27 protein-coding genes are annotated in these 23,846 nt (G+C 67.4%); 18 read left to right on the top strand and 9 right to left on the bottom strand.

Annotated elements, in window-relative coordinates; genetic code table 11:
* Window positions 1–35: 35 nt before the first annotated feature.
* From EV137_RS00430 to EV137_RS00420, 3 genes are all read left to right on the top strand, one after another.
* The gene (locus EV137_RS00430) at window positions 36–2,747 is read left to right on the top strand and encodes a winged helix-turn-helix domain-containing protein (RefSeq protein ID WP_134125718.1); all 2,712 of its coding nucleotides are present in this window, start codon (window positions 36–38) and stop codon (window positions 2,745–2,747) included.
* Window positions 2,748–2,835: 88 nt separating this feature from the next.
* Window positions 2,836–3,093, top strand: coding sequence for a DUF8691 family protein (locus EV137_RS00425; RefSeq protein ID WP_202870777.1), 258 nt, complete (start codon window positions 2,836–2,838; stop codon window positions 3,091–3,093).
* The gene (locus tag EV137_RS00420; RefSeq protein ID WP_202870776.1) at window positions 3,090–3,806 is read left to right on the top strand and encodes a DUF4386 domain-containing protein; all 717 of its coding nucleotides are present in this window, start codon (window positions 3,090–3,092) and stop codon (window positions 3,804–3,806) included. The genes EV137_RS00425 and EV137_RS00420 overlap by 4 nt, the downstream gene beginning before the upstream one ends.
* 33 nt (window positions 3,807–3,839) lie before the next feature.
* On the opposite strand, the gene EV137_RS00415 is transcribed toward EV137_RS00420, so the two are convergent.
* On the bottom strand, window positions 3,840–4,490 hold the full coding sequence (locus EV137_RS00415; protein ID WP_134005026.1) for a response regulator: 651 nt from the start codon (window positions 4,488–4,490) through the stop codon (window positions 3,840–3,842).
* Window positions 4,491–4,976: 486 nt separating this feature from the next.
* Here EV137_RS00415 and EV137_RS00410 point away from each other — a divergent pair, with 486 nt between their 5' ends.
* Window positions 4,977–6,719 (top strand): sensor histidine kinase, encoded by a 1,743-nt coding sequence (locus EV137_RS00410; protein WP_202870775.1) that lies wholly within the window; start codon window positions 4,977–4,979, stop codon window positions 6,717–6,719.
* Between the two features lie 27 nt (window positions 6,720–6,746).
* Here the strand turns inward: EV137_RS00410 and EV137_RS00405 are convergent, their stop codons facing one another.
* Window positions 6,747–7,367, bottom strand: a complete 621-nt coding sequence (locus EV137_RS00405; protein WP_134125716.1) for a hypothetical protein — start codon at window positions 7,365–7,367, stop codon at window positions 6,747–6,749.
* A gap of 197 nt (window positions 7,368–7,564) precedes the next feature.
* Between EV137_RS00405 and EV137_RS00400 the strand changes: the two genes are divergently transcribed.
* Together EV137_RS00400 and EV137_RS00395 are read left to right on the top strand one after the other, a co-directional pair.
* On the top strand, window positions 7,565–8,131 hold the full coding sequence (locus EV137_RS00400; protein ID WP_134125714.1) for a flavodoxin domain-containing protein: 567 nt from the start codon (window positions 7,565–7,567) through the stop codon (window positions 8,129–8,131).
* A 67-nt stretch (window positions 8,132–8,198) separates the two neighbouring features.
* Complete coding sequence (locus EV137_RS00395) at window positions 8,199–8,981, top strand: universal stress protein (protein ID WP_166679743.1); 783 nt, start codon at window positions 8,199–8,201, stop codon at window positions 8,979–8,981.
* Window positions 8,982–9,053: 72 nt separating this feature from the next.
* On the opposite strand, the gene EV137_RS00390 is transcribed toward EV137_RS00395, so the two are convergent.
* Complete coding sequence (locus tag EV137_RS00390) at window positions 9,054–9,377, bottom strand: antibiotic biosynthesis monooxygenase (protein ID WP_134125710.1); 324 nt, start codon at window positions 9,375–9,377, stop codon at window positions 9,054–9,056.
* A 292-nt stretch (window positions 9,378–9,669) separates the two neighbouring features.
* On the opposite strand from EV137_RS00390, the gene EV137_RS00385 reads away from it, so the two are divergent.
* From EV137_RS00385 to EV137_RS00365, 5 genes are all read left to right on the top strand, one after another.
* Window positions 9,670–10,116: a CBS domain-containing protein gene (locus EV137_RS00385; protein ID WP_134005064.1), complete on the top strand. Its 447-nt coding sequence runs from the start codon at window positions 9,670–9,672 to the stop codon at window positions 10,114–10,116.
* A gap of 19 nt (window positions 10,117–10,135) precedes the next feature.
* Window positions 10,136–11,425 carry an ArsB/NhaD family transporter gene (locus EV137_RS00380; RefSeq protein ID WP_134125708.1) on the top strand — a complete coding sequence of 430 codons (1,290 nt, stop codon included), beginning with the start codon at window positions 10,136–10,138 and terminating at the stop codon, window positions 11,423–11,425.
* Window positions 11,426–11,621: 196 nt separating this feature from the next.
* Window positions 11,622–11,963, top strand: a complete 342-nt coding sequence (locus tag EV137_RS00375; protein ID WP_134125706.1) for a hypothetical protein — start codon at window positions 11,622–11,624, stop codon at window positions 11,961–11,963.
* Window positions 11,964–12,160: 197 nt separating this feature from the next.
* Window positions 12,161–12,949 carry a sensor domain-containing protein gene (locus EV137_RS00370; RefSeq protein ID WP_134125704.1) on the top strand — a complete coding sequence of 263 codons (789 nt, stop codon included), beginning with the start codon at window positions 12,161–12,163 and terminating at the stop codon, window positions 12,947–12,949.
* 44 nt (window positions 12,950–12,993) lie between these two features.
* A complete protein-coding gene (locus EV137_RS00365; RefSeq protein ID WP_202870774.1) occupies window positions 12,994–13,425 on the top strand; it encodes a nuclear transport factor 2 family protein in 432 nt (143 codons plus the stop codon).
* A gap of 48 nt (window positions 13,426–13,473) precedes the next feature.
* Here the strand turns inward: EV137_RS00365 and EV137_RS40360 are convergent, their stop codons facing one another.
* On the bottom strand, window positions 13,474–13,617 hold the full coding sequence (locus EV137_RS40360; protein ID WP_166658681.1) for a GPGG-motif small membrane protein: 144 nt from the start codon (window positions 13,615–13,617) through the stop codon (window positions 13,474–13,476).
* Between the two features lie 174 nt (window positions 13,618–13,791).
* Between EV137_RS40360 and EV137_RS40355 the strand changes: the two genes are divergently transcribed.
* The 5 genes from EV137_RS40355 to EV137_RS00345 all read left to right on the top strand — a co-directional run bounded on the left by EV137_RS40355 (window position 13,792) and on the right by EV137_RS00345 (window position 17,868).
* Complete coding sequence (locus EV137_RS40355; protein WP_166679742.1) at window positions 13,792–13,950, top strand: hypothetical protein; 159 nt, start codon at window positions 13,792–13,794, stop codon at window positions 13,948–13,950.
* Between the two features lie 58 nt (window positions 13,951–14,008).
* Window positions 14,009–14,542, top strand: coding sequence for a hypothetical protein (locus EV137_RS00360; protein WP_134005074.1), 534 nt, complete (start codon window positions 14,009–14,011; stop codon window positions 14,540–14,542).
* Window positions 14,543–14,671: 129 nt separating this feature from the next.
* On the top strand, window positions 14,672–16,015 hold the full coding sequence (locus EV137_RS00355; RefSeq protein WP_134125700.1) for an extracellular solute-binding protein: 1,344 nt from the start codon (window positions 14,672–14,674) through the stop codon (window positions 16,013–16,015).
* Window positions 16,016–16,020: 5 nt separating this feature from the next.
* The gene (locus tag EV137_RS00350) at window positions 16,021–17,016 is read left to right on the top strand and encodes a carbohydrate ABC transporter permease (protein WP_134125697.1); all 996 of its coding nucleotides are present in this window, start codon (window positions 16,021–16,023) and stop codon (window positions 17,014–17,016) included.
* 24 nt (window positions 17,017–17,040) lie between these two features.
* A complete protein-coding gene (locus tag EV137_RS00345; RefSeq protein WP_134005079.1) occupies window positions 17,041–17,868 on the top strand; it encodes a carbohydrate ABC transporter permease in 828 nt (275 codons plus the stop codon).
* Here the strand turns inward: EV137_RS00345 and EV137_RS00340 are convergent.
* From EV137_RS00340 to EV137_RS00330, 3 genes are read right to left on the bottom strand one after another with little or no spacing between them, the layout of a single operon-like run.
* Entirely contained in the window at window positions 17,861–18,382 is a 522-nt protein-coding gene (locus EV137_RS00340; protein ID WP_305000141.1) for a type 1 glutamine amidotransferase domain-containing protein, read from the bottom strand. The two genes, EV137_RS00345 and EV137_RS00340, sit on opposite strands and share 8 nt — an antisense overlap.
* A 48-nt stretch (window positions 18,383–18,430) precedes the next feature.
* Window positions 18,431–18,922: a hypothetical protein gene (locus EV137_RS00335; protein WP_134005083.1), complete on the bottom strand. Its 492-nt coding sequence runs from the start codon at window positions 18,920–18,922 to the stop codon at window positions 18,431–18,433.
* A complete protein-coding gene (locus EV137_RS00330; RefSeq protein WP_134125695.1) occupies window positions 18,919–21,366 on the bottom strand; it encodes a molybdopterin oxidoreductase family protein in 2,448 nt (815 codons plus the stop codon). The genes EV137_RS00335 and EV137_RS00330 overlap by 4 nt, the downstream gene beginning before the upstream one ends.
* 81 nt (window positions 21,367–21,447) lie before the next feature.
* Between EV137_RS00330 and EV137_RS00325 the strand changes: the two genes are divergently transcribed.
* Both EV137_RS00325 and EV137_RS00320 read left to right on the top strand, forming a co-directional pair.
* Window positions 21,448–22,194, top strand: a complete 747-nt coding sequence (locus EV137_RS00325; protein WP_370343532.1) for a GAF and ANTAR domain-containing protein — start codon at window positions 21,448–21,450, stop codon at window positions 22,192–22,194.
* Between the two features lie 152 nt (window positions 22,195–22,346).
* Window positions 22,347–22,571 (top strand): DUF7218 family protein, encoded by a 225-nt coding sequence (locus EV137_RS00320; RefSeq protein ID WP_134005087.1) that lies wholly within the window; start codon window positions 22,347–22,349, stop codon window positions 22,569–22,571.
* 12 nt (window positions 22,572–22,583) lie between these two features.
* On the opposite strand, the gene EV137_RS00315 is transcribed toward EV137_RS00320, so the two are convergent.
* Both EV137_RS00315 and EV137_RS00310 read right to left on the bottom strand, forming a co-directional pair.
* Window positions 22,584–23,303: a GAF and ANTAR domain-containing protein gene (locus EV137_RS00315; protein ID WP_166679741.1), complete on the bottom strand. Its 720-nt coding sequence runs from the start codon at window positions 23,301–23,303 to the stop codon at window positions 22,584–22,586.
* 100 nt (window positions 23,304–23,403) lie between these two features.
* Window positions 23,404–23,820, bottom strand: coding sequence for a CBS domain-containing protein (locus tag EV137_RS00310; protein WP_133786872.1), 417 nt, complete (start codon window positions 23,818–23,820; stop codon window positions 23,404–23,406).
* Window positions 23,821–23,846 lie beyond the last annotated feature (26 nt).

Here is a 23,846-nt window from a genome sequence, read left to right as displayed (position 1 = left end):
CCGGTCACAATGGAACTCGCGAGGGGGAGGTTGTGATGGCGGGGACGCTGCTCGACGCCAAGGTCCGTGTCCCGAGGCTGCGGCGTGGGCTGGTCGCACGTCCTCGGCTGAGTGACCGGATGAGCCGTGGGTCGGATTCGGTGCTCACGCTGGTGTCTGCTCCGGCCGGGTTCGGCAAGACGACGCTGTTGACGGACTGGGTGGCCGGACTTGGGCGCGACGGCCGGGCCATCGCCTGGCTCTCCCTCGATCAGCGGGACAACGACCCCACGGTGTTCTGGACGTACGTCGTTGCCGCGCTGCGAACTGCTGTGGACGGGATCGGCGCAGGCGCGCTGGCTCTCCTGCAGTCGCCCCAGCCGCCGGTGGAGGCTGTTCTCAGCGCCCTGCTCAACGATCTGCACGCCGCCCCGACGGACGTCGTGCTGGTGCTCGACGACTACCACCACATCGACACACGCGACATCCACGACGGGATGGCCTTCCTGCTCGAACACCTGCCCGAACAGGCCCACGTGGTGATCGCGGGCCGCGCAGATCCACTACTTCCACTGGGGCGGCTGCGAGGGCAGGGCGAGCTCGTCGAGATCCGCGTCGCGGACCTGCGATTCACCCCCGACGAAGCCGCGGCCTATCTGAGCGAGACCATGGGACTGTCCCTGACAGCACAGGAGATCCTGACGCTGGAGCGACGTACGGAAGGCTGGATCGCCGCCCTGCAACTTGCCGCGCTCTCGATGCAGGGCCGTGAGGACGTCGCCGGGTTCGTCGCCGGCTTCGGTGGAGACGACCGATACGTCGTCGACTACCTCGCCGAGGAAGTCCTGCAACGGCAGCCGGAATCCACCCGGCTGTTTCTGCTGATGACCTCGATCCTCGACCGGCTGAGCGGCCCGCTGTGCGACGCAGTCACCTCTCAGTCCGGTGGCACCGCACAGCTCGCGGCCCTGGAGCGCGCCAACCTCTTCCTGGTTCCGCTCGACGACCGCCGCCAGTGGTATCGCTATCACCAACTGTTCGCCGACGTCCTCCAAGCACATCTCCTGGACGAGCGATCCGGCGATGTTCCCGAGCTGCACCGGCGTGCGAGCTTGTGGTACCAGCAGAACGACGACGCGGCCGAGGCGATCCGCCACGCGTTCGCCGCGGCAGACCTGGAACGAGCGGCCGGCCTCATCGAACTCGCGATCCCGGCAATGCGGCGTACCAGACAGGAGGCCGCACTGCGGGTCTGGCAGGAGATGCTGCCCGACGACCTCGTCCACCAGCGACCCGTACTCACCGTTGGACTGGCCGGCGCTCTGCTGTCCGGCGGTCAGCTGGACGGCGTGGAGAACCGGCTGCGGATCGCGGAGCGGTGGATTCACCGATCAGCGGTCGCGACCCCGTCGGAGGACCCGGCGATCGAGATGGTCGTCGTCGACCGGGCCGAGTTCTCCCGCCTTCCGGCGACGATCGAGATGTACCGCGCCGCGCTCGCTCTTGCCGAAGGCAACACAGCGGCCACCGTCAGACACGCTCAGCAGGCGATCAGTCTGGCCCAGGACGAGGACGATCTGTGCCGTGCCGGCTCCGCCGGTCTGATGGGGCTCGCGTTCTGGGGCAGCGGAGACCTCGAGGCCGGACACCGGGCGTATTCCGATTGCGTCGCAGGACTGTTGAAGGCCGGGTTCGTCGCCGACACCTTGGGCTGCGCGATCGCGCTGGCAGACATCCGGGTCACCCAGGGGCGTCTCGGCGATGCACTACGCACCTACGAACAGGCACTGAGCCGAGCCGCCGAGGAAGGCAAGCCTGTGCTGCGCGGCACCGCGGACATGTACGTCGGCCTGAGCGAGCTCCACCGCGAGCGCGGCGACCTCCGAGCGGCAAGGAAGCAACTGCAGCACGCTCAAGAGCTGGGCGAGAACACCGGACTACCGCAGAACCCGTACCGCCGACGGGTCGCGATGGCAAGGATGTGTGAAGCCGACGGAGATGCGGACGGCGCCGTCACACTGCTCAACGAGGCGGAGCGCGTGTACGTGGGTGACTTCTTCCCCGCCGTACGGCCGATCCCTGCACTCAGAGCACGCGTCTGGATCCGGCAAGGCAACCTGGGCGAAGCCCTCGACTGGGCGCACCACGCGACTCTGTCCACCGAGGACGAGCTGAGCTACGGCCGCGAGTTCGAACACCTCACCCTCGCCAGGCTGCTTCTCGCCCGCTCCACGGCCGAGCATGACCAAGGCCTGATCAATGACGCCGTACGGCTCCTCGAGCGTCTCCTGACAGCGGCCGAAGAGGGCCTGCGAACGGGAAGCGTCATCGAGATCCTGGTCGTACAGGCCCTCGCGCATCAAGCGCGAGGCGACACCGCCTCCGCGCTCGCGTTGCTGCGACGAGCGCTGACCCTGGCCGAGCCGGAACACTACGTTTGCGTCTTCGCGGACGAGGGCGCGCCGATGACGACGCTGTTGAGAACCGCCGCGAAACGGGGCATCGCGCCGAGTTACGTTCGGAGGCTCCTGAGCGGCGTCGCGACGAACCGGCCGGCCGAACGCGGCCTCGTCGAGGAACTGAGTGCGCGGGAACTGGACATCCTGAGGATGCTCAACACCGACCTCGACGGTCCTGACATCGCCCGGGAACTCGTCGTCTCCTTGAATACGGTGCGGACCCACACCAAACACGTCTACGCCAAGCTCGGGGTCAACAACCGCCGGGCCGCGGTCCGCCGGGCTCGAGAACTCGGTCTGCTCTCCTAGCCTTTCATCACGCAGATCACCACATGTGGTGATGCTCGCTCACCACCTCTCCTTCTACCTTTCGATCAAGGCGAGGGACGGAGGAATCGTGAGCGACGCCTACGAGATCCGCCTGCAGGGCCACCTCGATCGCCGATGGGCTACCTGGTTCGACGGCCTGAACCTGACCGTCGAGCCCGACGGAACCACCGTCATCTCCGGCCACGTTGCCGACCAAGCCGCCCTGCACGGTCTGCTGGACAAGGTCCGTGACCTGGGCCTGCCGCTGATCTCGGTCACCAGACGATCGCAAGCCGGTACGCCGTACCCGGACGGCACCTCAACGCACGCAAGGAGAACGCCATGACCACCCTCAAGCAGACCACGACGCCGACCCGGGTCCCGATGACTTCCCTGCGGAAGACCGCCCTCGTCGCTGGCGCCTTCTACCTGCTCAGCTTCGTCTCGATCCCGACACTCGGCCTCTACAGCAAGGTCCGCGAGCCGAACTATGTCACCGGCCCCGGACCGGACACCCCGGTGGTCATCGGCGGCATCCTGGAGATGATCGTCGCTCTGGCCTGCATCGGCACCGCGGTCGCGTTGTACCCGGTGGTGCGCAGGCAGAGCGAACTGCGTGCGCTGGGCTTCGTCGGAGCGCGCGTCCTCGAGGCTGCCACCATCGTCGGCTGCGTCGTGAGCCTGATGTCCGTCGTCAGCCTGCGAAGGGCCGGCGCCGGACCGGACACAGAAGTGGCTGCCCGGGCGCTGGTCGCGTTCCATGACTGGATCTTCTTGCTCGGGCAAGGCTTCATCCCGGCCGTGAACGCCCTGCTGATCGGCACCCTGCTGTACCAGTCGCGCCTCGTGCCGCGAGCACTCCCGGTGCTCGGCCTGATCGGCGCCCCACTCCTCGTCATCTCCGTGATCGCAACACTGTTCGATCTCTGGGCGCAGACGTCCGCCATCTCAGCCGTCCTGACCCTCCCGATCGCCGTGTGGGAGCTCTCGCTCGGCGTCTATCTGGTCACCAAGGGTTTCAAGCCCTCCCCCATCACGAACGCCGAACCCCGGCCCTGACTATCGGCGCTTCACGACAGCCGCTATCGAGGTTCAGCCGCGCTGCTTCCGCTCGTGCTCGACAGCGAACACAGCCGCCTCGGTGCGGCGCTCCAGGTTGAGTTTGCGCAGCAGCGAGGACACGTAGTTCTTGACGGTCTTCTCGGCCAGGAACAGCGACTGCGCGATCTGGCGGTTGGTCTTGCCCTCGGCGATCTCGGCGAGGATCCGGCGTTCCTGCTCGGTCAACGACGCGTACCGCGGGTCCTCGGTGTCAACCGGGTGCCGCAGACGGTCCAGCACCTTGGCGGTCATGCTCGGGTCCAGCAGCGACTCCCCGGCCGCAAGACGACGTACGGCGTCGATCAAGGCCTGACCGTGGATCTGCTTCAGCAGGTACCCGGACGCGCCGGCCATGATCGCGGTGAACAGCGCCTCGTCGTCGGAGAACGAGGTCAGCATCAGGCACGCCGGCGGCTCGTCCATCTGCGAGCGGACCTCCCGGCACACGCTGATCCCGTCACCGTCAGGCAGCCGCACATCCAAGACAGCGACATCGGGACGTACGGCGGGAATCCGGGCAATCGCCTCGGCTGCCGTCGACGCATCCCCGACCACCTCGATGTCCGGCTCCGCGTCGAGCAACTGATGCAGCCCCAGCCGCACCACCTCGTGGTCATCGAGCAGGAACACCTTGATCGCCATCACGAACTCCTTCAACCACGTCTCGCTCCGGCCAGCCGGTACCCCGGCGCCCCTCCCCAGCATCCCGCCGTACCCACGCTACCCGCCAGGGCCCAGAGTCCCGCCTTGTGCAGGACCTTCGGCGGCCGCCGCCACCCCTGCCCCGCAGCGCGCTGTGCGCCCCGACCACCACCAGGCCGACGTCGGCGCTCTCGTGCACCAGCGCCGCGGACGGCGGCGGGCTGAGCGGACCCCAGCGCCTCCGCGGACTACGCCGTACCGTCGATGCCGACGGCAACCTTCCGGTCGAGCAACGACGGCCGCCACAACAGCGGTACGACCCACCGGCGCCGATCTCATGCCCACCGCGGAACGTGCGACAGGCAACGGTGGGTCGGAACCCGGTATTGCCTGTCCCCAGTCACCAGGGCCTGTTCCCACTCCCCCACCGTCGGTGCGGTCAGCGTTGCGGTTCATTCAGACGGTTACTTCACGTAGTGTTGCGGTGTGACTGACGGCTCGCGGTCAGGGCGTGGGGGCTGGGACGAGGGCGCTTTGGAGTACGCAGGCCTGTCCCGGGTGCGTCTTGATGCGCTGTTGCAGGAGCTGCTCGGGCGTGTCGACGAGATCATGGAGTACCAGGAACGCCTGCGGGCGCTCCTCGACGCGGTTGTCGGCATCGGTGCGGATCTGGATCTGAACAGCACCCTGGACCGCATCGTCACCGCGGCCTGCGAACTCGCCGGTGCCCGGTACGGCGCGCTCGGCGTCGTCGGGCCGGACGGCCGGCGACTGGTCCGGTTCATCACCCGCGGTGTCAGCGACGAGGAGATCGCCGCCATCGGCCCGTACCCCGAGGGCCACGGCATCCTCGGCCTGCTGATCGAGCACCCCGAACCGATCCGGATGCACGACCTCGCCGAGCACCCCCGCTCCTACGGCTTCCCGGCCAACCACCCACCGATGAAGAGCTTCCTCGGCGTCCCGATCCGGACCCGCGAACACGCCTACGGCAACCTGTACCTGACCGAGAAGACCGGCGGCGCCGACTTCACCGAAGACGACGAACGCACCGTCACCGCCCTGGCCGCCGCGGCCGGCGTGGTCATCGACAACGCCCGGCTGTACGCCGACACCGAACAGCGCCGCCGCTGGCACGAGGTCACCGCCGAGATCACCCAGCTGATGCTCGGCGAATTCGACCCCGACCAGGCACTCCAGCTGATCGCGCAGAGGGCCCGGGAGGTGTCCGGCACCGCCGTCGCGGCCGTACTGTTCGCCGACGGCGACCAACTCGTCGTCCGAGCCGTCGACGGGCCGCCGCAGTTCCAGCGCTTCCTCGGACAACGGCTGCCCCACGACCTTCCCGTGCTGGGCCGCGCCCTGACCGGCGGCGAGCAGGTCACGATCGACGACCTGGCCGAGTTGCTGAAGGACAACGACACCCTGACCGAGTTCCCCGAAGGCGCACGGCTCGGCCGTACCACGATGGCACCGCTACCGGCAGGCACTACCGGCACCGGCGGCCTGCTCGTGGTCGCCTCCGAACAAGGCCGCGACACCGCCATGTCCGACGGCACCGACCTGATCCGGATGTTCGCCGGCCAGGCCACCCTGGCCCTCGAACGTGCTCAGTCGCAACGCGACCGCGACATGCTCGCGGTCCTCGAGGACCGCGACCGGATCGCCCGGGACCTGCACGACCTCGTCATCCAACGCCTGTTCGCCACCGGACTGCAACTCCAGGGAATGCACCGCCTGGCACGCCCCGAACACCAGCAACGACTCGCCCAGGCGGTCGACGACATCGACACCACCATCCACGACCTCCGCGCCGCGATCTTCGGCCTCCAGCAGGCCCCCGGCGCCAGCACACTACGCGGCGACATCCAGGCCCTGGTCAACGAATACACCGAACCACTCGGGTTCCGGCCACACCTGACCCTGAGCGGCCCGATCGACACCGCCGTACCAGCCGCGGCCAGGCCCCAGATCCTCGCCGCGATCCGAGAATCGCTGTCCAACATCGTCCGGCACGCCAAAGCCTCACAAGCGACCGTCGAGATCTCGGTCGGCGACAGTCTCGTCCTAGCACGCATCACCGACAACGGCATCGGCATCGGCCCCAGCACCCGCCGCAGCGGCCTCCGCAACCTCACCGAACGCGCGCAGGCCCTCGGCGGCACCGTCCGCATCACCACCAACGATCCCCACGGCACAGTCATCGAACTCCAGGCACCGACCGACTGATCAGAGACGCACCCGTCGTGGCGAGTGTCAGGGCACTGGTGGACGCCTCGCCGCCGAGCCGTCGAGCGGTTCGGAGCGGCGTCCCATGCCGGCCCTCCGGATCAGGTCGGACACCAACTCCTGGGCACTGTCGATAGTCCCGTCGAGGATCCTGACGCCGACACCCACCTCACCGGCCTGCAAGGACCACCGGGCGGCGGCCATGCCCTGCACCAGCGAATCGTTGATCTCGATCGCCTCGCGGTGCAGCAGCGCGGCTGCTTCAAGCCGGAGACGCTCGGCCTCCGCCCAACGCAATCGGTCGGCCGCCATACCCAGCAGGAGCCCCAGCACCAGCAGCGGCGCAACGCGCGCCGCCCACCCAGCGGTGGAGAACGAGATGTCACGCACCACGACCCAGACCACCACGAAGGCAACGGCGGACATCCCGGCAAGGGCGCCCGCGCGCAGGCCGAACGTCATCGCGATCAGGGCGACCGGGAACACATACAGCAAGAAGTAGTCGTCGCCTGGTGTACCGGCGAACAGAGTCAGCAACAGAACGACGACGTACAACCCCGCCGCCACCACGAGGGCTACGGACGGATCTTGCCGGAACCACGGATTGCGCGGCGCCGACCTGCGCAGGGGCCACGCGACGTCGGTCATAGCTCCAGCAATAGCCCGCACCGCGGTCAGGCCACAGGGCCGGAAGTCCCGTCGGTGAGGAGCACACAGGCGATCCGACGTAAGAGCGCCGGAAAACGCCCGAGGGGTGCCGTTGGGTCCTAGGCAACCGGGCCGTTCGGCTCTGCCCACGCGGCCCTTTGCCTGGTGTCCTGGATGCGACCCCGAAGGAGGTTCCGATGTCGAAGAAGGTATTGGTCGCCTACGCCAGCAAGATGGGCGCGACCGCGGGCATTGCCGCCGCGATCGGTGACGAGCTACGTGCGCACGGGCACTCCGCCGACGTTGCCGAGGTGACGAGTGTGAACGACGTCGCGCCGTACGACGCCGTCGTCCTGGGCAGCGCGATCTACGTCCGTCGGTGGCGGCGGGACGCCGTACGCTTCCTCCGCCACAACGTCGCAGGTCTCCGTCAGCGCCAGGTCTGGCTCTTCCACAGCGGGCCTGTCGGACCCGACAAGGACGAGGACCAGACGATGCCGCCGGCGGTCCGCCACCTCGCCCGCTCGATCGGCGCGACACCGGCCGTCACCTTCGCCGGCCGCCTTGAACCGGCCACGGCGAAGGGCTTCCTGGCTCGCCGGCTCGCGGCCGGCAAACTGGCCGGCGATGCGCGCGACTGGGACAAGATCCGTGCGTGGTCAGCCGACGTCAGCGCCGCCATCGAAGCCACCCAACGCAGCACCTGGCACCGGCCACCGGCCAACCACTCCCGCAAGCGCCCAGCCGGCCACTTCCTCGGCTGATGAGCCCAGCCGGTGCGCGCGCCACCCGAACGGGCCATGCTGGAACGAAAGGAGCTCAGGAGGAGGTATGAGGCACAAGCCTGTGGTCGTAGGCATCGACGGATCACCAGCCGCCGAGATCGCCATCAAGTGGGCGGCCGTGGAAGCAACGTCGTTGCGCAGCACTCTCCGCATGCTGCACGCCGTCGCGGCACATGAGGCCGCGTCGAACGCCGGCGAAGTCGTGTATCGCGCGGTCCAGCTGGCCCGCGGGCTGGCCCCGGGCATCGAGATCGACACCCACATCGACAAGGGCGCGCCGTCAACGGTTCTCGTCAAGGCCTCCGGCGACGCGGAGGTCGTGGTGATCGGCAGCCGCGGGCTCGGCCTGATGGCCGGTGCGCTCGTCGGTGCGACCGGCCTGGACCTCGCAGCGAACGCCCGGTGCCCGATCGTCGTCGTACGCCCGGACCTCGCCGAGCTCGACGGAGTCCGCGTCGTCATCGGGTACGACGGATCGCCTGCCGGCGACACAGCCCTCGACTACGGCATCGAGTACGCCCGCCGCCACAGCCTCGCCGTACGGGTCGTCGCCGCCCAGCCGACCGGGACCGAGCTCCACCGGATCACCGAAGACCAGCTCCGGGAGGCCGTCCACAAACGCGACGGCCACGACGCCGAACTCATCCAGATCACCGGCCACCCGGCCGAGCACATTCTGCGTCTCTCATCGGACGCCGGCCTGATTGTCCTCGGCGCCCGCGGACGCGGCGGCTTCGCCGGCATGCTCATCGGCTCCGTCAGCCAGACCGTCCTCCACCACGCCGACTGCCCCGTCACAATCATCCCCGCCGCCGCCACCGGCGGCTGACACACAGCCCTCCGTCCCACGCGTCCAACGTGACCCGCCACGTTTGCGGAGGTGCCGGCGTGCGGGTGAGGTTCAGTGTGGCTGTTCGCGGCGGTCGAGTACCTCGAAGTGGGCTGATCGCTTGTCGAAGTCCGCGAGTACGGCCTGGGCGGCTGCCGGCACGTGGGCCGTCTCGTAGTCCTCGCCCATGAACGTCCGTACGGAGTCCAAGGACTCGAACCACATCAGGGTCATGAACTCGACGTCCTGCTCCCGCTCGCGGCGAACCAGATCGATCGCGAGGAAGCCCGGGATGCGCAGCGCCTCGATTCCGGGGATGACCTGTTCCCGGACGACGCGCTCGTATGCGGCAGCGTTCTCGTGCGTGGTCCACCCTCGCCACTGACGACAGATCATGGGCCGAGCATAGTCCGCACTTCGATCATCCACCGCTCTGTCCGAGAAGGTGGCAATTGGTTGCCGACGGCATTGGTCGCTGCGTCTGCGGTCCGCGAGTTCGTTTGCGCCTAATGCCTGTGATGGGAGAGGCTTGGCGGCGGAGCGCCGGGAAGTCTGGTCGGCAGTACCCGCCCTCGACCGAGGTGCGGGGCGATCGACGACCCCGGAGGCCGCACCATGCTGGAAGGATCCCACGGTCAGGACCTGCTGACGTTGTGTGAGCCTGAGAGTCCCGGCGTATGGTGCAGGTGTGCACGGAGAGCAGATGGCCGAGGCGTTTCCGGTGGTCAGCCTGGACACGGACGCGCGCGACGCTGCCGAACTGCTCGCCTCGCGGCGCTTGCCGGGGTTGATCGTGGTCGACGAGAAGGGCCGGCCGCACTCGGTGCTGCCCGCGTCGCAGGTGGTGCGCTTCCTGGTCCCGACGTACGTGCAGGACGATCCGTCCCTGGCTCGGGTGATGGACGAGCCGCTGGCCGACCAGGTAGCCGACCGGCTGGCAGGAGTGACCGTCCGCAAGCTGTTGCCGAGGGAACCGGTCGAGCTGCCGGTGGTCAACCACGACGACACGGTCATCGAGGTGGCGGCCATCATGGCCCGGTTGCGGTGCCCGCTGGTCGCGGTCGTGAAGGACGGCGAGATCCTGGGCGCGATCACCGCGTCCCGGCTGCTGGAACTGGTCGTCGCGGCGCACTGACCGACGGACCAGTGATCACGTGACAGTGATCGCGGTCGTCGTCTTCGTGGTCGCCTACGTGCTGATCGCGACGGAGTGGACGCACAAGCTGCTCGCCGCACTCGGCGGTGCGGCCGTGCTGCTCGCGCTCGGGGTGACCGATGCCGAGCACGCGTTCTACTCCCACGACACCGGCATCGACTGGGACGTCATCTTCCTGCTGCTGGGCATGATGATCATCGTCGGCATCCTGCGCCGTACCGGAGTCTTCGAGTACGTCGCCATCTGGGCCGCCAAGCGGGCCAAGGGATCGCCGCTGCGGGTGATGATCCTGCTGACGCTGATCACCGCCGTCGCCTCGGCGTTCCTGGACAACGTGACCACGGTGCTGCTGATCGCACCGGTCACACTGCTGGTCTGCGACCGGCTCGGGATCAATCCAGTCCCGTTCCTGATCGCCGAGGTGATGGCCTCCAACATCGGCGGCGCCGCCACGCTGATCGGCGACCCGCCGAACATCATCATCGCCAGCCGCTCCGGCCTCACCTTCAACGACTTCCTCCTCCACATGACCCCGCTCGTCGTCATCGAGCTGATCGTGTTCACGCTGGTCCTCCCCCGCCTGTTCAAGGGATCGTTCGACGTCGATCCCGACAGGGTCGAGAACGTCCTGCGGCTGAACGAGCGCGAGGCGATCCAGGACCCCCGCCTGCTCATCAAATGCGGCTCGGTCCTCGTGGTCGTCTTCACCGGATTCATCGGCCACTCGCTCTTCCACCTCGCCCCGTCCGTGGTAGCACTCCTCGGCGCCGGCCTGCTCGTGCTGATCTCCGGCGTGCCGACCAAGGACTACATGACCAGCGTGGAGTGGCAAACCCTGCTGTTCTTCGCCGGCCTGTTCGTCATGGTCGGCGCCCTGGTCAAGACGGGCGTGATCGGCAACCTCGCCGACCAGGTCGGCCAGGCGACCAACGGCAAGCCCCTGCTGGCGGTGATGCTGATCCTGTTCGTGTCGGCGGTCCTGTCCGGCATCGTCGACAACATCCCGTACGTCGCCACCATGAGCCCCGTGGTCCTCGAACTGACCAAGAGCATGCACGACCCGGCCCACGCCAACGCCCTGTGGTGGGCGCTCGCCGCGGGAGCCGACTTCGGCGGCAACGCGACCGCGGTCGGCGCCAGCGCCAACGTCGTCGCCATCGGCATCGCGCTGCGCGCCGGCAACCCGATCACCTTCTGGGAGTTCACCCGCAAGGGCGTGGTGATGACCGCGATCACCATCGCCGTCGCGGCGCCGTACCTGTGGCTGCGGTACTTCGTTCTGTCCTGACCGACCGCCGCTCAGACGGCAACTCTCCGTGATCGTTGCGCGAGGCAAGCGTCAAGGGGGGTCCTTGGATCGTTAAAGACCGCGATCGCTGTAACGCGGCCGGGCGCTTGCTCGATGTCAGGAGTAAGCAGTCTGGTGTGCCGGGAAGTCTGGTCGGCGACGTCTGGACCCCACATCCCGCCTGGAGGCGCATCGCATGCCACAACCTGACGAGAGCCTCACCACCGCCGATCCGTCCGGGACCATCCCCTGGCCGGGACGACGACCTGACACGCTCGGAGACCGCCTCGGAGCGGGAACCGATGCAAGCCTCGTGCCGGTGCTGTCCGGCCCGGAGGCACTGATCGTCGCCGAACTGCTCGAACAGATCGCCGACGACCCGGGAAGCGACCTGAGCGCGATCGCACAACTACTCATCATGCGAATCCACGACCGGCTCGAGATCTTCGAAGACCCCGCCGGCGCCCCGCGGCCCCGGCAGCCGGGCAAACTCATCTCGCTGTTCCCAACACCTCCGGCTCCGCACCAGCAACCCTGACCCCTCAGAGCTCAGTCGCCCGGCGCTGGAGACGTTGAGCCTTCGGTCACAGTTTTGTCACTGGCGTAACGTTCGGCGGCTTCAAACGATTCATTCTGTGAGTGCGGTCCCGGCGGGACCGCAGTTGGTTGTTCTGGTGTGCCGGGAAGTCTGGTCGGCAGCGCCCGACCCATGCCCTTTGCCACCAGGAGACTCCCATGACGAAATCCCTTCGTGCTGTTGCCTGTTCCGCGGTTCTCATGCTCGCGTTCACCGCCTGCTCCGGCGGAAAGGACAGCGGCTCTTCCACGCCCTCGAGCGCCCCTTCCTCGACGCCGGCGCCCACCAGCACGGCACCGAGCAGTACGCCGCCTGCCGTCACGCCGAGCGCCGTACCGTCGTCGAACCCGCCCGCAGCACCGGCACGCACGGCGGCTCAGCTCATGAAGGCACTGCTCGCGCTGGCCGATCTGCCGCCGGGATTCTCGCTCGAGAAGGACGACGCGGGCGACGACTCCGACGTCAGCGTGTCGTCGAAGGACAGCCGCTGCGCCAAGCTGGTTGCCTTCACCAACGCGGACAACCCGCCCGGCTCGAAGGCATCCGCCGGTCAGTCGTACTCCGGTGGCGCGCAAGGCCCCTTCGTCGACGAGACCATCGACGCCATGGGATCACCGGCAGCCGCCCGGGCACTCCAGAAGTCCTTCAAGCAGGCCGTCACCACCTGCCGCACCATGACCTTGAAGATTCCGGGCGAAGGAAGCTCGCCGATCAGTGTCCGTGAGGTCTCCGCGCCGGCCGTCGGCACCGACCCGGTCGCCGTCCGCTTCACGGCGACCGGCGGTCCGCTGGAAGGCTTCGAAGTCACCATGGTCACCGTCGCCGTCGACGACGTGATCGTGGCCGTCACCGTGATCAACGGACTGCCCGACGACATCGACGGCGCCACCACGACCGCGGTGGAGAAAGCACAGGCCACCCTCGGCGCCTCCCGCTCCGGCACCTGACAAACTGCCGGTCGGTTTCGTACGGGTCACCTAGGATGCGCAGCATGCCGAACCGCCGCGAGTCCGATGTCGTCAAAGCCGAGCTCGATGAGCTGATGCGCCTGTTCTTCAATGCGTTCACCAACACCGACGGGCCGCCCCGCACGGACCGCATCCACGAGGTGTTCATCCCGGAAGGGACGATCATCAGTCAGACCGGCGACCGGACCGTCGTCTACGATCTCGGCTCCTTCATCGCACCCCGGCAGCAGATACTCACCGATGGCACGCTGGCCGAGTTCGCCGAGTGGGAGGTCGGTGAGCAGACCCAGATCTACGGCTCGATCGCCCACCGCTTCAGCGAGTACCGCAAGTCGGGCGTCCAGAACGGCCGGCGGTTCGAGGGCGGCGGGCACAAGACCATCCAGTTCGTCCGCACACCGGCCGGCTGGCGCATCAGCTCGATCGCCTGGGAAGACGACGACCCCACCAGCTAGGCGTACGTCGCCCCCACTCGGAGGTAGCGGTGGGGGCGACGCCGCGGATCAGGTGAAGATGCTGACACCACCGGGTCCGACCAGGAGGCCGAGCACGATCAGCGCGATACCCCAGATCATCTGGCCACGGAACAGCGACACGATCCCGGACACCACGAGGATCGCGGCGATGATCCACAGAACGAGTCCCATGGTCTTCCCCTTTCCACAGCCGGGCACGACCCGGCAGGCTGAATCCCCGAGTAGCCACCCTCCGGTGCCCGCGCCGTGCCCGGGCAAACCCTGGCCGTTTCGGCAGCGGGCAGCCGGATACCGGACCACCATGCGCAGCGCCACCTGATCAGTTCCCGATCACAGGAGGAGCCGATGTTTGCCATGGTCATCGACCCGGAAACCATCCCGCCGCCGCCGGATCCACCGGACCCGCACGAGCCGGTGCCGCCGACCCCGACCCGTCCCGAACCGCCCGAGCCACCCGAGCCGACCGAACCGCCGCCGCCACCCACCGAACCCGCACCCGTCTGACTCGGCCGTGACCTCCGGACGCCAATCGGGTACCGGACCAGGAGTGGAGGTGAGTCACATGTACGACGTGATGATTCTGGTCGAGGAAGAACTGAGCGTAGCCGACGCGGAACAGATCGTGCAGCTGTTCGCCGACGCTCCCGATCGAGTGAAGTTCCACGTGGTGATTCCCTGCGAGGACGCCAAAACCCAGGTGGAGACGTCGCTGGCCGACCTTGCCGGATCGGATCTGTTCGGCATCACCACACAGCGGTACGCCGTCCGCGCCGACGACGAGGTCCACGTAGCAGCCGAGGAGGCACAGCGTGCCGTCGACGCCGAGGCCACTGAGGCACTGAACCGCAGCGTCGGGCGCCTGCGCTCGTTCGATCGCGAGGCGGAGGGCCTGATCACCCGCCGGCACCCGATCGACGAGCTGGCCGACTACATCGAGCGGGTGAACGGCCAGGAGGTCGTCGTACTCACCCGGCCGCACGTGATCGCCGAGTTGCTCCACGTCGACTGGTCGGCGCAGGCTCGCCGCCACCTCGGCGTACCCGTGCTCCACCTGCTGGAACAACATCGAGACAGCATCAGCGAGCGCACAACGTAACCGAACGCAACCGAACGCTCTGCAACTTCTCGATAACCAGTCTCCAGGGCATTGTCTGGGAAATCGATTTCTGCCACACTCCCTCGCGTGAGCAGCGTTGTAGGACCCAAGCGTCAAGGGAGCATCGGCATGCGTCAACGGAGACTCAGGATCGTCGCAGCAACAGCCGTGGCCGCGTTGATCGCCCTCGCGGGCTGCAGCTCGAACAACGGCAACTCAGGGGGCTCCGGGGGTAGCGGAGGACCGGCCGAGATCACCTTCTGGCAGTCGCAGTTCGAGCCGTACCAGCAGAAATGGTTCAAGACGTACGTCGACAAGTTCAACGCGTCGCAGACCGATGTGAAGGTCAAGTACCAGGTCGTCCCCGGTGACACGTGGCAGCAGAAACTCAAGGCCGCGCAGGCCGCCGGCACCCAACCGGATGTCGCGACGACGAACTACGGCGGCATTCCCGCCGGCGTTGCGAACGGCCAGTTCGCCGAGCTCGACAAGCTGCTGCCCGGCAAGGCGTGGAGCGACATCAAGTCGAACGTCGGGGGGTTCGTCCAGGTCGACGGCAAGCACTACGCGTACCCGATGCTCGTCGAGCCGTCGACGGTGCTCTACTACCGCACCGACCTCGTCAAGGCCGCCGGTCTCGACCCGAATGCGCCACCCAAGACCTGGGACGAACTGCTCACGTGGGCCGAGAAGCTGACCAAGGGCAAGGTCAAGGGCATGAGCATCGCCTCCGTCGCCACCGACCTCGGCTGGTCGAGCTGGGGCCTGCAGTACAACGCGTGCGGCCACCTGCCGATCAACGACGACTGGTCCGCCGCCAACGCGAAGGACCCGTGCTACACGAAGCTGTTCGAGTTCTACCAGACCCTGTTCCAGAAGGGCTGGATTCCGCAGCAGCCGAAGGTCGGCTATCCCGACGCGACGCCGTACGGTCAGGGCCAGGTCGCGATGATGGCGAACGGCTCGTGGGCGGTCGGCCAGCTCAAGCAAACCTTCCCGGCGATGATCAAGAACACCGCGGTCGCTCCGTTCCCGTCCGTCGACGGCGATCCGAGCAAGCCGACCGCGACGCTCGGCGGCTGGACCCTCACGGTCGACGCCAAGTCGAAGCACAAGGAGGCGGCGGCGAAGTTCATCGAGTACCTGCTCGCGGGCGACCCGGCGATCATGGCCGATTTCTTCCGGCAGAGCGGCTTCTCGAAGTACACCGTCCGTACGTCGGTCGACCAGGCGCTCGCCGGTGACCCGGCAGCCACGGCCGACCCGTTCATGAAGATCATCAGCGACAAGGTCGTCGCGACCGGCAAGGCCGAGCCGGCGTACCCGTTCGACATCTCCCTCGCCTTCGCGACCGCGATCGAGTCCGTCATGAAGGGCAAGTCCGACATCCCGACGGCGACGCAGAAGGCGAGCGACGCGATCGACCGCGTCATCAAGCAGCAGCGCCTCAAGGGCACGGCACCGAAGGGCTGACAGGTATGTCCATGATCGACACGCCGGCGCAGCCGACGGCCCAGGCCGGTGCGGCGACCGACCCGGGCCGTACGTCGCGCCGACGGCGCCGACGTCCCACGAAGATCACCGAACAGGTCCCGCGGCATCTGCGTGCGCATCTCACGGCGTACCTGATGATCACGCCGATGGTCGTGCTGCTCGGCATCTTCGTCATCTGGCCGCTCGTCTACGCGTTCTACCTGAGCTTCTTCGAGATGAGCTTCTACAAGGACGCCGAGTTCGTCGGGTTCGACTTCTACAAGTACGTCCTCACCGACCCTGAGTTCTACGAGTCGCTCCTGGTCGGCCTCAAGCTCGCCTTGATGGTCGTGCCAACCATCCTGGTGCTGGCCCTGCTCCTGGCGAGCTTCCTTGCGACGCTGTCGAAGCGGATGGCGGCCTTCATGAAGACGACCGTCTACGTGCCGGCCGTCGTCTCGAGCGTCGTGGCGGCGATCATCTTCGTCTTCATCTACCAGGACGAGGGTTTCGCGAACTGGTTCATCGGGCTGTTCGGACAGGGCCCGCTCGCGTGGCTCAACACGGCGTCGACGGCGCTGCCGGCCGTGGCGGTCCCCGCGATCTGGCTCGGCTTCGGCGTCTCGACGCTGATCATGCTCGCCGGCATCCTCGACATCCCCGAAAGCTACTTCGAGTCGGCCAGGCTCGACGGTGCGAACTTCTGGCAGCGCACCCGCTACATCACGATCCCGTCGCTGCGCAACGTCATCCTGTTCCTGCTCGTCTCCGGCCTGACGTTGACGATCCAGGAGTTCCAGCTGCCGCTCGTGATGACGAACGGCGGCCCCGTCAACGCGACGAACACGCCCAACCTCTACATCTTCAACAGCTTCCGTGACGCCACGCCGTACGCGACGAGTTACTCCCTGACCGCGGCGCTGCTGCTGTTCCTCGTCATCGGCACCATCTCGCTCGTCATCTTCCGGGTCGTCAGCTCCGAGAAGTCGTCGGACGCCTGAGGTGGCGTCACCGAAAGGACCCCGATGAACCGCTCGTGGTACGCCCCGCGCCGGCTCCTGTCGTACCTGCTCGTCGCCGGCATCGCCGTGACCGCGCTCTTTCCGCTGGCGTGGATGGCGATCTCCGGGTTCAAGGGCCAGGACGAGGTGCTGCGCAGTCCGTTCCAGTTCTTCCCCGACGTCTGGCGGATCGACAACTACCGCCTGATCCTCGCGGATCCGGCGTTCGTGCGCGCCATGGTCATCACCTTCGTCGGCGCCGTTATCTTCACTGTCGCGAGCCTGGTGGTGAACTCGATGGCGGCGTACGCGTTCGCGCGCCTCGACTTCGCCGGGAAGCGGCTGTGGTGGCTGGTCTGCATCACGCCGATGTTCGTCCCGGCGATGGCGATCCTGCTGACGTCGTTCGTCGTCGTGAGCAAGCTCGGCATGCTCGACACCCTGGCGGTGCTGATCATCCCCGGCGTCGCGGCGAGCGCCCAGATGTTCTTCCTGCGGCAGTTCTACCTCAACATGCCGGCCGCGGTGGAGGAGGCCGCGCTCATCGACGGCGCGACCCGCTGGCAGATCTTCCTGCAGATCTTCGTGCCGCAGTCGCTCGGGCCGTTCGTCGTCGTCGGCATCGCCTCGTTCCTCGGATACTGGAACTCCTACGTCTGGCCGGTGCTCGTCGTGTCGAACCCCGACCTGACCCAGATCATGCAGTACCTCGCGACGTTCCGCTCGGCGCGCGGCAACGAATGGGGCATGCTGATGGCCGGATCGACCCTGGCAGCGCTGCCGACGATCCTGCTCGTGCTCATCTTCCAGCGCTACATCGTCAACGGCGTCCGCCTCGCAGGTCTCAAGTGAGAGCCTTGAGCAGAGCGGTGGAGAACGCCGGGAGATCGTCCGGATTCCGGCTCGTGATCAGGTTGTCGTCGGTCGCGACCTCCTGATCGACCCAGGTGGCTCCGGCGTTGCGGAGATCGGTCTGCAGACTGGGCCAGGACGTGAGCGTGCGCCCACGCACGACACCGGCCTCGACCAACGTCCACGGAGCGTGGCAGATCGCGGCCACCGGTTTGCCGGAGGCAACAAAATCCTTGACGAAGGCAACAGCCTTCTCGTCGCGCCGCAAGGCGTCCGGATTGGCGACTCCACCGGGCAGCACGAGCGCGGCGAAGTCGTCGACTGCCACGTCGGCGACAACCTCGTCGACCGGCAGCTTGTCCGCGGCCGTCAGATGGTCGAACGTCTGCACCTCGCCGCTGTCCGGACTCACCAGAACGGGCTCGTGCCCGGCGCTCTCGACAGCGGCCCACGGCTCGGTCAGCTCGACCCGCTCGATCCCTTCGGCGGCTACCAGAAAAGCGATCCTGCCCACTGTGTCCTCCTCAGTCATCCGATTGTCAACACCCTGTACCCACACGAGCTAAGGCGTCACCATGATCTGGGCGGCGTTCGCCTTCAGGGAGGCGTTGGCCCAGCGGAGTTGACGCAGGGTTTGGGGATGGCAGGTCTTGGTGAGGGTGAGCAGCTCGGTGTCCTTCAGGGCCTGGGCAGTCTGGGCCAGGACCTCCCAGTCGAGTGACACACCCGCCGCCTTGCGGTGGATCTCTCTGAGGTCCTTCAGGAGCAGGAGCGACGGATCGTGGAGCCCGCCGATCAGCTCTGCACCCTTCTGCCGGACGGTCGCCAGCAGGCTTGGTTCGTCGTGCGCCTCGGCGTCCAGGTCGACTTCGTAGTTCTTGCCGTGCTTCGCGAGCTCCCGCACGTGGTTCTGCGACCACCTGGCCAGATCCCTGCCGAGGTAGAAGATCTCATGATCGGACTTGTGCCGGCTGGACACCTGCAGCAGTTCCGCGGCCAGGTCGTTCTCCGCGCGGTGCAATTCCCGGATCGCCAGGCCCACCTTGTTCGTCATCGCTCGTCCCCCTTCGCCGGGAAGTGCTCGAGAACCACGGCGTCGGTCCCACCTCGCGTCGGTGATACGCCGGCGACGACCGGCTTGGACGCCGTCGTGGTCGGCGCCGGCGAGGGCGCGTTCCCCACGCCGATCCGTTCGACCCTGGCGGCCGCGCACTTGAACAGCGGCTGCTTCGAGCACGGATCCCAGTCGGTGGCGGTGAGTTCGTTGGCCGCCCGGGCCGACCGCTCGTCGGGCGCGTCCCAGTACCCGTAGTGGAACGGCAGGAACAAGGTCGCCGGCCGGATCCCGCTGATCCGCAGCCGCGCCCTCACGCTCCCCCGCGACGTGCTGATCCGCAGGAGATCGCCTTCGTCCCATCCCTGCAGCTCCGCGTCGTACGGCGACATCTCCACCCAGACCTCCGGCGCAGCGTTCTGCAGCTGCCGCACGCGCCCGGTCTTCGTCCGCGTGTGGAAGTGGTACAGCGTGCGCCCGGTCGTCAGCAGGTACGGATACTCAGACGTCGGCGGCTCATGCAGCTCCAGGTATTCCGCCGCCTTCAGGACCGCCTTCCCGGACGGATTCATCGCCTCGTACTCGACCGGGTCCAACGGCGCGCCCGTCACCAGATCCTTGCCATAGCTCTCGCAGTACGACGGTTCACTCCAGAACTCGCCATTCGTATAGATGCGCTCGGTGCCGTCCGGATGCTCCGCGTTGCACGGCCACTGGATCCCGCTCCCACCCCGCAGCTTCTCGTAGCTCAAACCGCTGTAGTCGCACGGCCGCCCCGCGCTGCACTCCTTCCATGCCTCGAACGCGCCTTCCGCGTCGGTCCACTTCACCAGCGGTTCGCCGTCCTTGTCCGTCAGCTCGAGACGCCGGGCGTAGTCGAGGAAGATGTCCAGATCAGCCCGCGCCGTACCGGGCGGCTCCACGGCCTTCTCCGACAGATGCACGGTACGGTCGGCGTTCGTGAACGTGCCGGTCTTCTCGCCCCAGGTGGCCGCCGGCAGCACCACGTCGGCCAGCTCCGCGGTCTCCGAGAGGAAGATGTCCTGGACGACGAGGAACAGCCGCTCCTGGCTGAGCAGCTTCCTGACCCTGGCCAGCTCGGGCAGCGACACCGCCGGATTGGTCCCGCTGACGTAGAGGAAGCGGATCGACCCGTCCTCGACGTACCGCAGCATCTGCATCAGGTGCGTCGGCTCGGAGTAGTGCGGGATCTGCGTCGGGTCGACGTTCCAGACCTTCGCGAGGTCGGCGACCTGGTCTTCGTTCGCCCAGTTCCGGAAACCCGGCAGGTCGCCGTCGGCGCCGCACTCCCGGGTGTTCTCCGCGGTCGGCTGGCCGTTCATCTGCAGGATCCCGCACCCCGGCCGGCCGAGCATCCCGCGGAGCAGGTTGACATTGTTGACCTGGACCGCGGCTGCCGTCGCCTGGTGAGACTGGTAGAAGCCTTGCAGCACCGTCGACAGCAGCCGTTCCGCGGTGCCGAGCAGCCGGGCCGCGTCGCGGATGTCACCAGGCGGTACGTCGCAGATCGCCGCAGCCCACTCCGGATCGCAGTCCGCCACCTGTTTCGCGAGTTCGTCGTACCCGATCGTGTGCCGGTCGACGTAGTCGCGATCGACCCACTCGTTCGCGATGATCTCGTGCAGGATCGCGTTCATCAGGGCGACGTTCGTCCCGGGTTTCGGCGCCAGGTGGATCGTCGCGGCGGCGGCCACCGGCGTACGGCGCGGATCCACGCACAGGATCTTCGGCGGGTTCGGGCCGGCGAGCCGGTCGAGGATCCGGGTCCACAGCACCGTCTGGGTCTCGGCCATGTTGTGGCCGTAGAGCGCGATCACGTCGGCATGATCGACATCGGTGTACGAGCCAGGCTGACCGTCGCACGCAAACGTTTCCTTCAGCGCTGCCGCCGCGGTCGCCGTACAGAGTCTGGTGTTGCCGTCCAGGTGGTTGGTGCCGATACCGCCGCGGGCGATCAACGCGAGCGTGTAGTACTCCTCGAGGAACAGCTGGCCGGTGGTGTAGAAGCCGACCGAACTCGGGCCGCGCTCGGCGAGCAGCTCCCGCGTTCGTCCGGCCACCGCCGCCATCGCGGTGTCCCAGTCCGTCTCCACGAGCTCCCCGTCCCGGCGGACCAGCGGCGTCGTCAGCCGGTCCGCCGAGTTGTTGGCCTGGTAGCCGAACAGGTCCTTCGGCCCCAGCCGGCCGTGATTCACCCGGTCGTCGGCCCGGCCCCGCACCCCCACGATCCGGCCGTCCTTGACCGCGATGTCCAGCCCGTCACCGTTCGAGTGCAGGATGGTCGCGGACTGTACCCACTCGTCGACATCGGCCGGACGCACTCCGTCGTCCAGCCGCACGTCCACCCGCACCGGCCAGAACTCCCCCGGTCCGTACGCCGCCCGTGTCCCCCACGGCTCCGCAATCCGATCGATCTCTCCCATTTCGCTCTGGTGCCCTCGGCGTACCCCTCGAAACGGCTTCCCCTTCTGGGTTCGGCGCGTGCTGCGGTGCATGATAGGGACGTGACGGACACAGGCCGGCGAATCACGGGTACCGAGGACGATGCGGGCGAACCTTCGGCGCGGACAGACCTTGTACCGGCCGCTGAAGGCTTCTCCCGGCTCGCTCTGGAGATGCACGAAGCGGAGGGTGTGGAAGAGACTGTCGAGGCACTGGTCGAGTTCGCGTTGCAGGCGCTGAACTGCGATTACGCCGGCGTAGCACTGCACACGGCCGGCAACCGGCCGGAGGTGCCCGCCGTCACCGATCCTGTCGTCGCCGAGATCTACCGGTTCCAGCTGGCCGGCGGGGACGGACCGTTGGTGGAGTGCATGCGCGACCGTGCCACCGTCTCGATCCCTGATCTCGTCCAGGAGACCCGCTGGCCGGAGTGGACCAAGAAGGTTCTCGGCCTCGGGGTTCACAGTGTTCTCGATGTCCCGCTGTGGACGGGGTTCGGGGCCGTCGGCGTTCTGGGCCTCTACAGCCATCAATCGGCAGCCTTCGGGCCGGATGAGGAGGCCGTCGCCCACATCCTCGCCCGGCACGCCGCGGTCGCGGTCGCGACCGCGCGCCGCGAGCAGAACCTGATGGTCGCGGTCGACGCCCGGAAGCTGGTCGGCCAGGCGATGGGGATCCTGATGGAGCGCTACGACCTGGACAGTGACCGTGCCTTCCAGGTCCTCAGGCGCTACTCCCAGGACACCAACACCAAGCTCCGCGAGGTCGCTCAGCAATTGATCGACAGCCGCCGCCTCCCCACCGTCTGACCGGCGCATGAATCGTTCGGCCGCGGGTACTGCTGGGCTACGCGGACATCGGGCCGCGGAGCTGTGGCCCCGTCCACGGCGGACTCCTGTCAGGGGCCACCAGCAACTACTTGACGGCGGGTAACGCGATTCACACACCCGAGGAGGCAGAGATGCCCGGAAAGTCGGCGAACGTCAAGAACGAGAAGCAGTACGAGGCGCTCAAGGACAAAGGAATGTCGAAGGAGCGCGCTGCCAAGATCGCCAACGCGCCCAAGTCCAGCGAGCACGGCGGAAAACAGAGCGGCAAGGGCGGCAACAGCAAGCAAGGCGGTACGACGGCCCAGAAGAAGGAAGCCGGCCGCAAGGGCGGGAAAGCCGCCGCCAAGAAGTCCTGAGTTCAGCTGCCGTCAACTCTCGGCGTCGTGGTCGGCGTCGTCGTCATCGGAGAATCGCAGGCGCCGGCTGATGATCTGCTCGGCGACGTCGGCCAGGGTCGTGTTGTGGGAGAAGGCATGCGCCCGCATCAACGCCATCGCGTCGCTGGGACTGATCCGCAACTGCATCAGTACCATGCCTGTGGCCTGATGGATCTGCGCCCGCGTCGACCACGGCCCGGGCTCGAGCTCCGACTCGACCGGTGGCGGTGGCTCCTTCATGAGCGCGGCCCCGATCGCATCGGCCAGGAACTGCGCGCGGTCACCGTCCGGCAGGTCGCCGTCGTTCTGGTGAACCGTGACTACGCCGATCGTGCGCTGACCAGGACGCATCGGTACGGCGTACACGGTCCGGGCACCCGCCACCTCGCGGGCCGCCTCGGTGAACAACGGCCATCGATCATGATCGACACGCAGGTCGGTCGCCATGGCGGTCTCGGCCTTGTACGCAGCAGGGCCCGGGCCCTCGCCCAGCACATCCTGCAGATCTTCCAAACGCGCCGCCACGTCGTCCGTGGCGCACAGCGTCACGCGGCTCGGCTCGGTATAGGAAAGGGTGATCGCAGCTCCGTCACCACCCACGAGAGCCAGAAACGCGCGGCAGAGACGGGTCACGAGCGACAGCTCCGGACCGTCCTCGGCGATCTTCCTCGCCAACCGCGCCAGCAAGGCCGTCCGATCCACCAGATCCATCTGCCTCATCCCCGAATATCGCCGGCCCCCTCGACACACACCGGTCACCGAAGCGCAGCTTGGCCACCTCGTTGCAGGCGACCCGCCTGCTCGGCGTCAGCTAGCTCGGCTCGGAGATGTCGCTGACGGTCCCGCCGGCGCGCCCGGGCATCGCCTGTACGACGTCCGCCTGGGCCAGCATCCCGACGAGATCATGACCGTCGATGACCGGCAGGCGGCGTACCTGATGCGCTTCCATCGTCTGCAGCGCCTCCTCGATGCTGTCGTCCGCACCGATCGTCACCGGCTTTCCCTGCCCGAACGAACCAGCCGTGGCCTTCGTCGGATCGCCTCCGTCGGCGATGCACTTCACGACGATGTCACGATCGGTCAGCATGCCCTTCAGCCGGTTGTCCTCACCGCAGATCGGCAGCGCCCCGACATCCAGATCCCGCATCTTCCGCGCCGCCAGGACCAGGGTTTCGTTCTCGCCGACACACTCCGCACCCGGCGTCATCAAATCCCGTGCAGTCGTCATGTCATCACCCTCTTGAGCAAATTCTT

It is taken from the genome of Kribbella pratensis, assembly GCF_004366075.1.
Classification (GTDB): Bacteria; Actinomycetota; Actinomycetes; order Propionibacteriales; family Kribbellaceae; genus Kribbella; species Kribbella pratensis.
This window is presented reverse-complemented; position numbering and strand designations above follow the sequence as displayed.

What these genes read in the sequence shown, in the direction of transcription:
- EV137_RS00430 (WP_134125718.1), top strand. Translation starts at nt 36, where the DNA reads ATGGCGGGGACGCTGCTCGACGCCAAGGTCCGTGTCCCGAGGCTGCGG.
- EV137_RS00420 (WP_202870776.1), top strand. Translation starts at nt 3,090, where the DNA reads ATGACCACCCTCAAGCAGACCACGACGCCGACCCGGGTCCCGATGACT.
- EV137_RS00415 (WP_134005026.1), bottom strand. Translation starts at nt 4,490, where the DNA reads ATGGCGATCAAGGTGTTCCTGCTCGATGACCACGAGGTGGTGCGGCTG.
- EV137_RS00405 (WP_134125716.1), bottom strand. Translation starts at nt 7,367, where the DNA reads ATGACCGACGTCGCGTGGCCCCTGCGCAGGTCGGCGCCGCGCAATCCG.
- EV137_RS00400 (WP_134125714.1), top strand. Translation starts at nt 7,565, where the DNA reads ATGTCGAAGAAGGTATTGGTCGCCTACGCCAGCAAGATGGGCGCGACC.
- EV137_RS00395 (WP_166679743.1), top strand. Translation starts at nt 8,199, where the DNA reads ATGAGGCACAAGCCTGTGGTCGTAGGCATCGACGGATCACCAGCCGCC.
- EV137_RS00390 (WP_134125710.1), bottom strand. Translation starts at nt 9,377, where the DNA reads ATGATCTGTCGTCAGTGGCGAGGGTGGACCACGCACGAGAACGCTGCC.
- EV137_RS00375 (WP_134125706.1), top strand. Translation starts at nt 11,622, where the DNA reads ATGCCACAACCTGACGAGAGCCTCACCACCGCCGATCCGTCCGGGACC.
- EV137_RS00370 (WP_134125704.1), top strand. Translation starts at nt 12,161, where the DNA reads ATGACGAAATCCCTTCGTGCTGTTGCCTGTTCCGCGGTTCTCATGCTC.
- EV137_RS00365 (WP_202870774.1), top strand. Translation starts at nt 12,994, where the DNA reads ATGCCGAACCGCCGCGAGTCCGATGTCGTCAAAGCCGAGCTCGATGAG.
- EV137_RS40360 (WP_166658681.1), bottom strand. Translation starts at nt 13,617, where the DNA reads ATGGGACTCGTTCTGTGGATCATCGCCGCGATCCTCGTGGTGTCCGGG.
- EV137_RS40355 (WP_166679742.1), top strand. Translation starts at nt 13,792, where the DNA reads ATGTTTGCCATGGTCATCGACCCGGAAACCATCCCGCCGCCGCCGGAT.
- EV137_RS00360 (WP_134005074.1), top strand. Translation starts at nt 14,009, where the DNA reads ATGTACGACGTGATGATTCTGGTCGAGGAAGAACTGAGCGTAGCCGAC.
- EV137_RS00355 (WP_134125700.1), top strand. Translation starts at nt 14,672, where the DNA reads ATGCGTCAACGGAGACTCAGGATCGTCGCAGCAACAGCCGTGGCCGCG.
- EV137_RS00350 (WP_134125697.1), top strand. Translation starts at nt 16,021, where the DNA reads ATGTCCATGATCGACACGCCGGCGCAGCCGACGGCCCAGGCCGGTGCG.
- EV137_RS00345 (WP_134005079.1), top strand. Translation starts at nt 17,041, where the DNA reads ATGAACCGCTCGTGGTACGCCCCGCGCCGGCTCCTGTCGTACCTGCTC.
- EV137_RS00335 (WP_134005083.1), bottom strand. Translation starts at nt 18,922, where the DNA reads ATGACGAACAAGGTGGGCCTGGCGATCCGGGAATTGCACCGCGCGGAG.
- EV137_RS00330 (WP_134125695.1), bottom strand. Translation starts at nt 21,366, where the DNA reads ATGGGAGAGATCGATCGGATTGCGGAGCCGTGGGGGACACGGGCGGCG.
- EV137_RS00320 (WP_134005087.1), top strand. Translation starts at nt 22,347, where the DNA reads ATGCCCGGAAAGTCGGCGAACGTCAAGAACGAGAAGCAGTACGAGGCG.
- EV137_RS00315 (WP_166679741.1), bottom strand. Translation starts at nt 23,303, where the DNA reads ATGGATCTGGTGGATCGGACGGCCTTGCTGGCGCGGTTGGCGAGGAAG.
- EV137_RS00310 (WP_133786872.1), bottom strand. Translation starts at nt 23,820, where the DNA reads ATGACGACTGCACGGGATTTGATGACGCCGGGTGCGGAGTGTGTCGGC.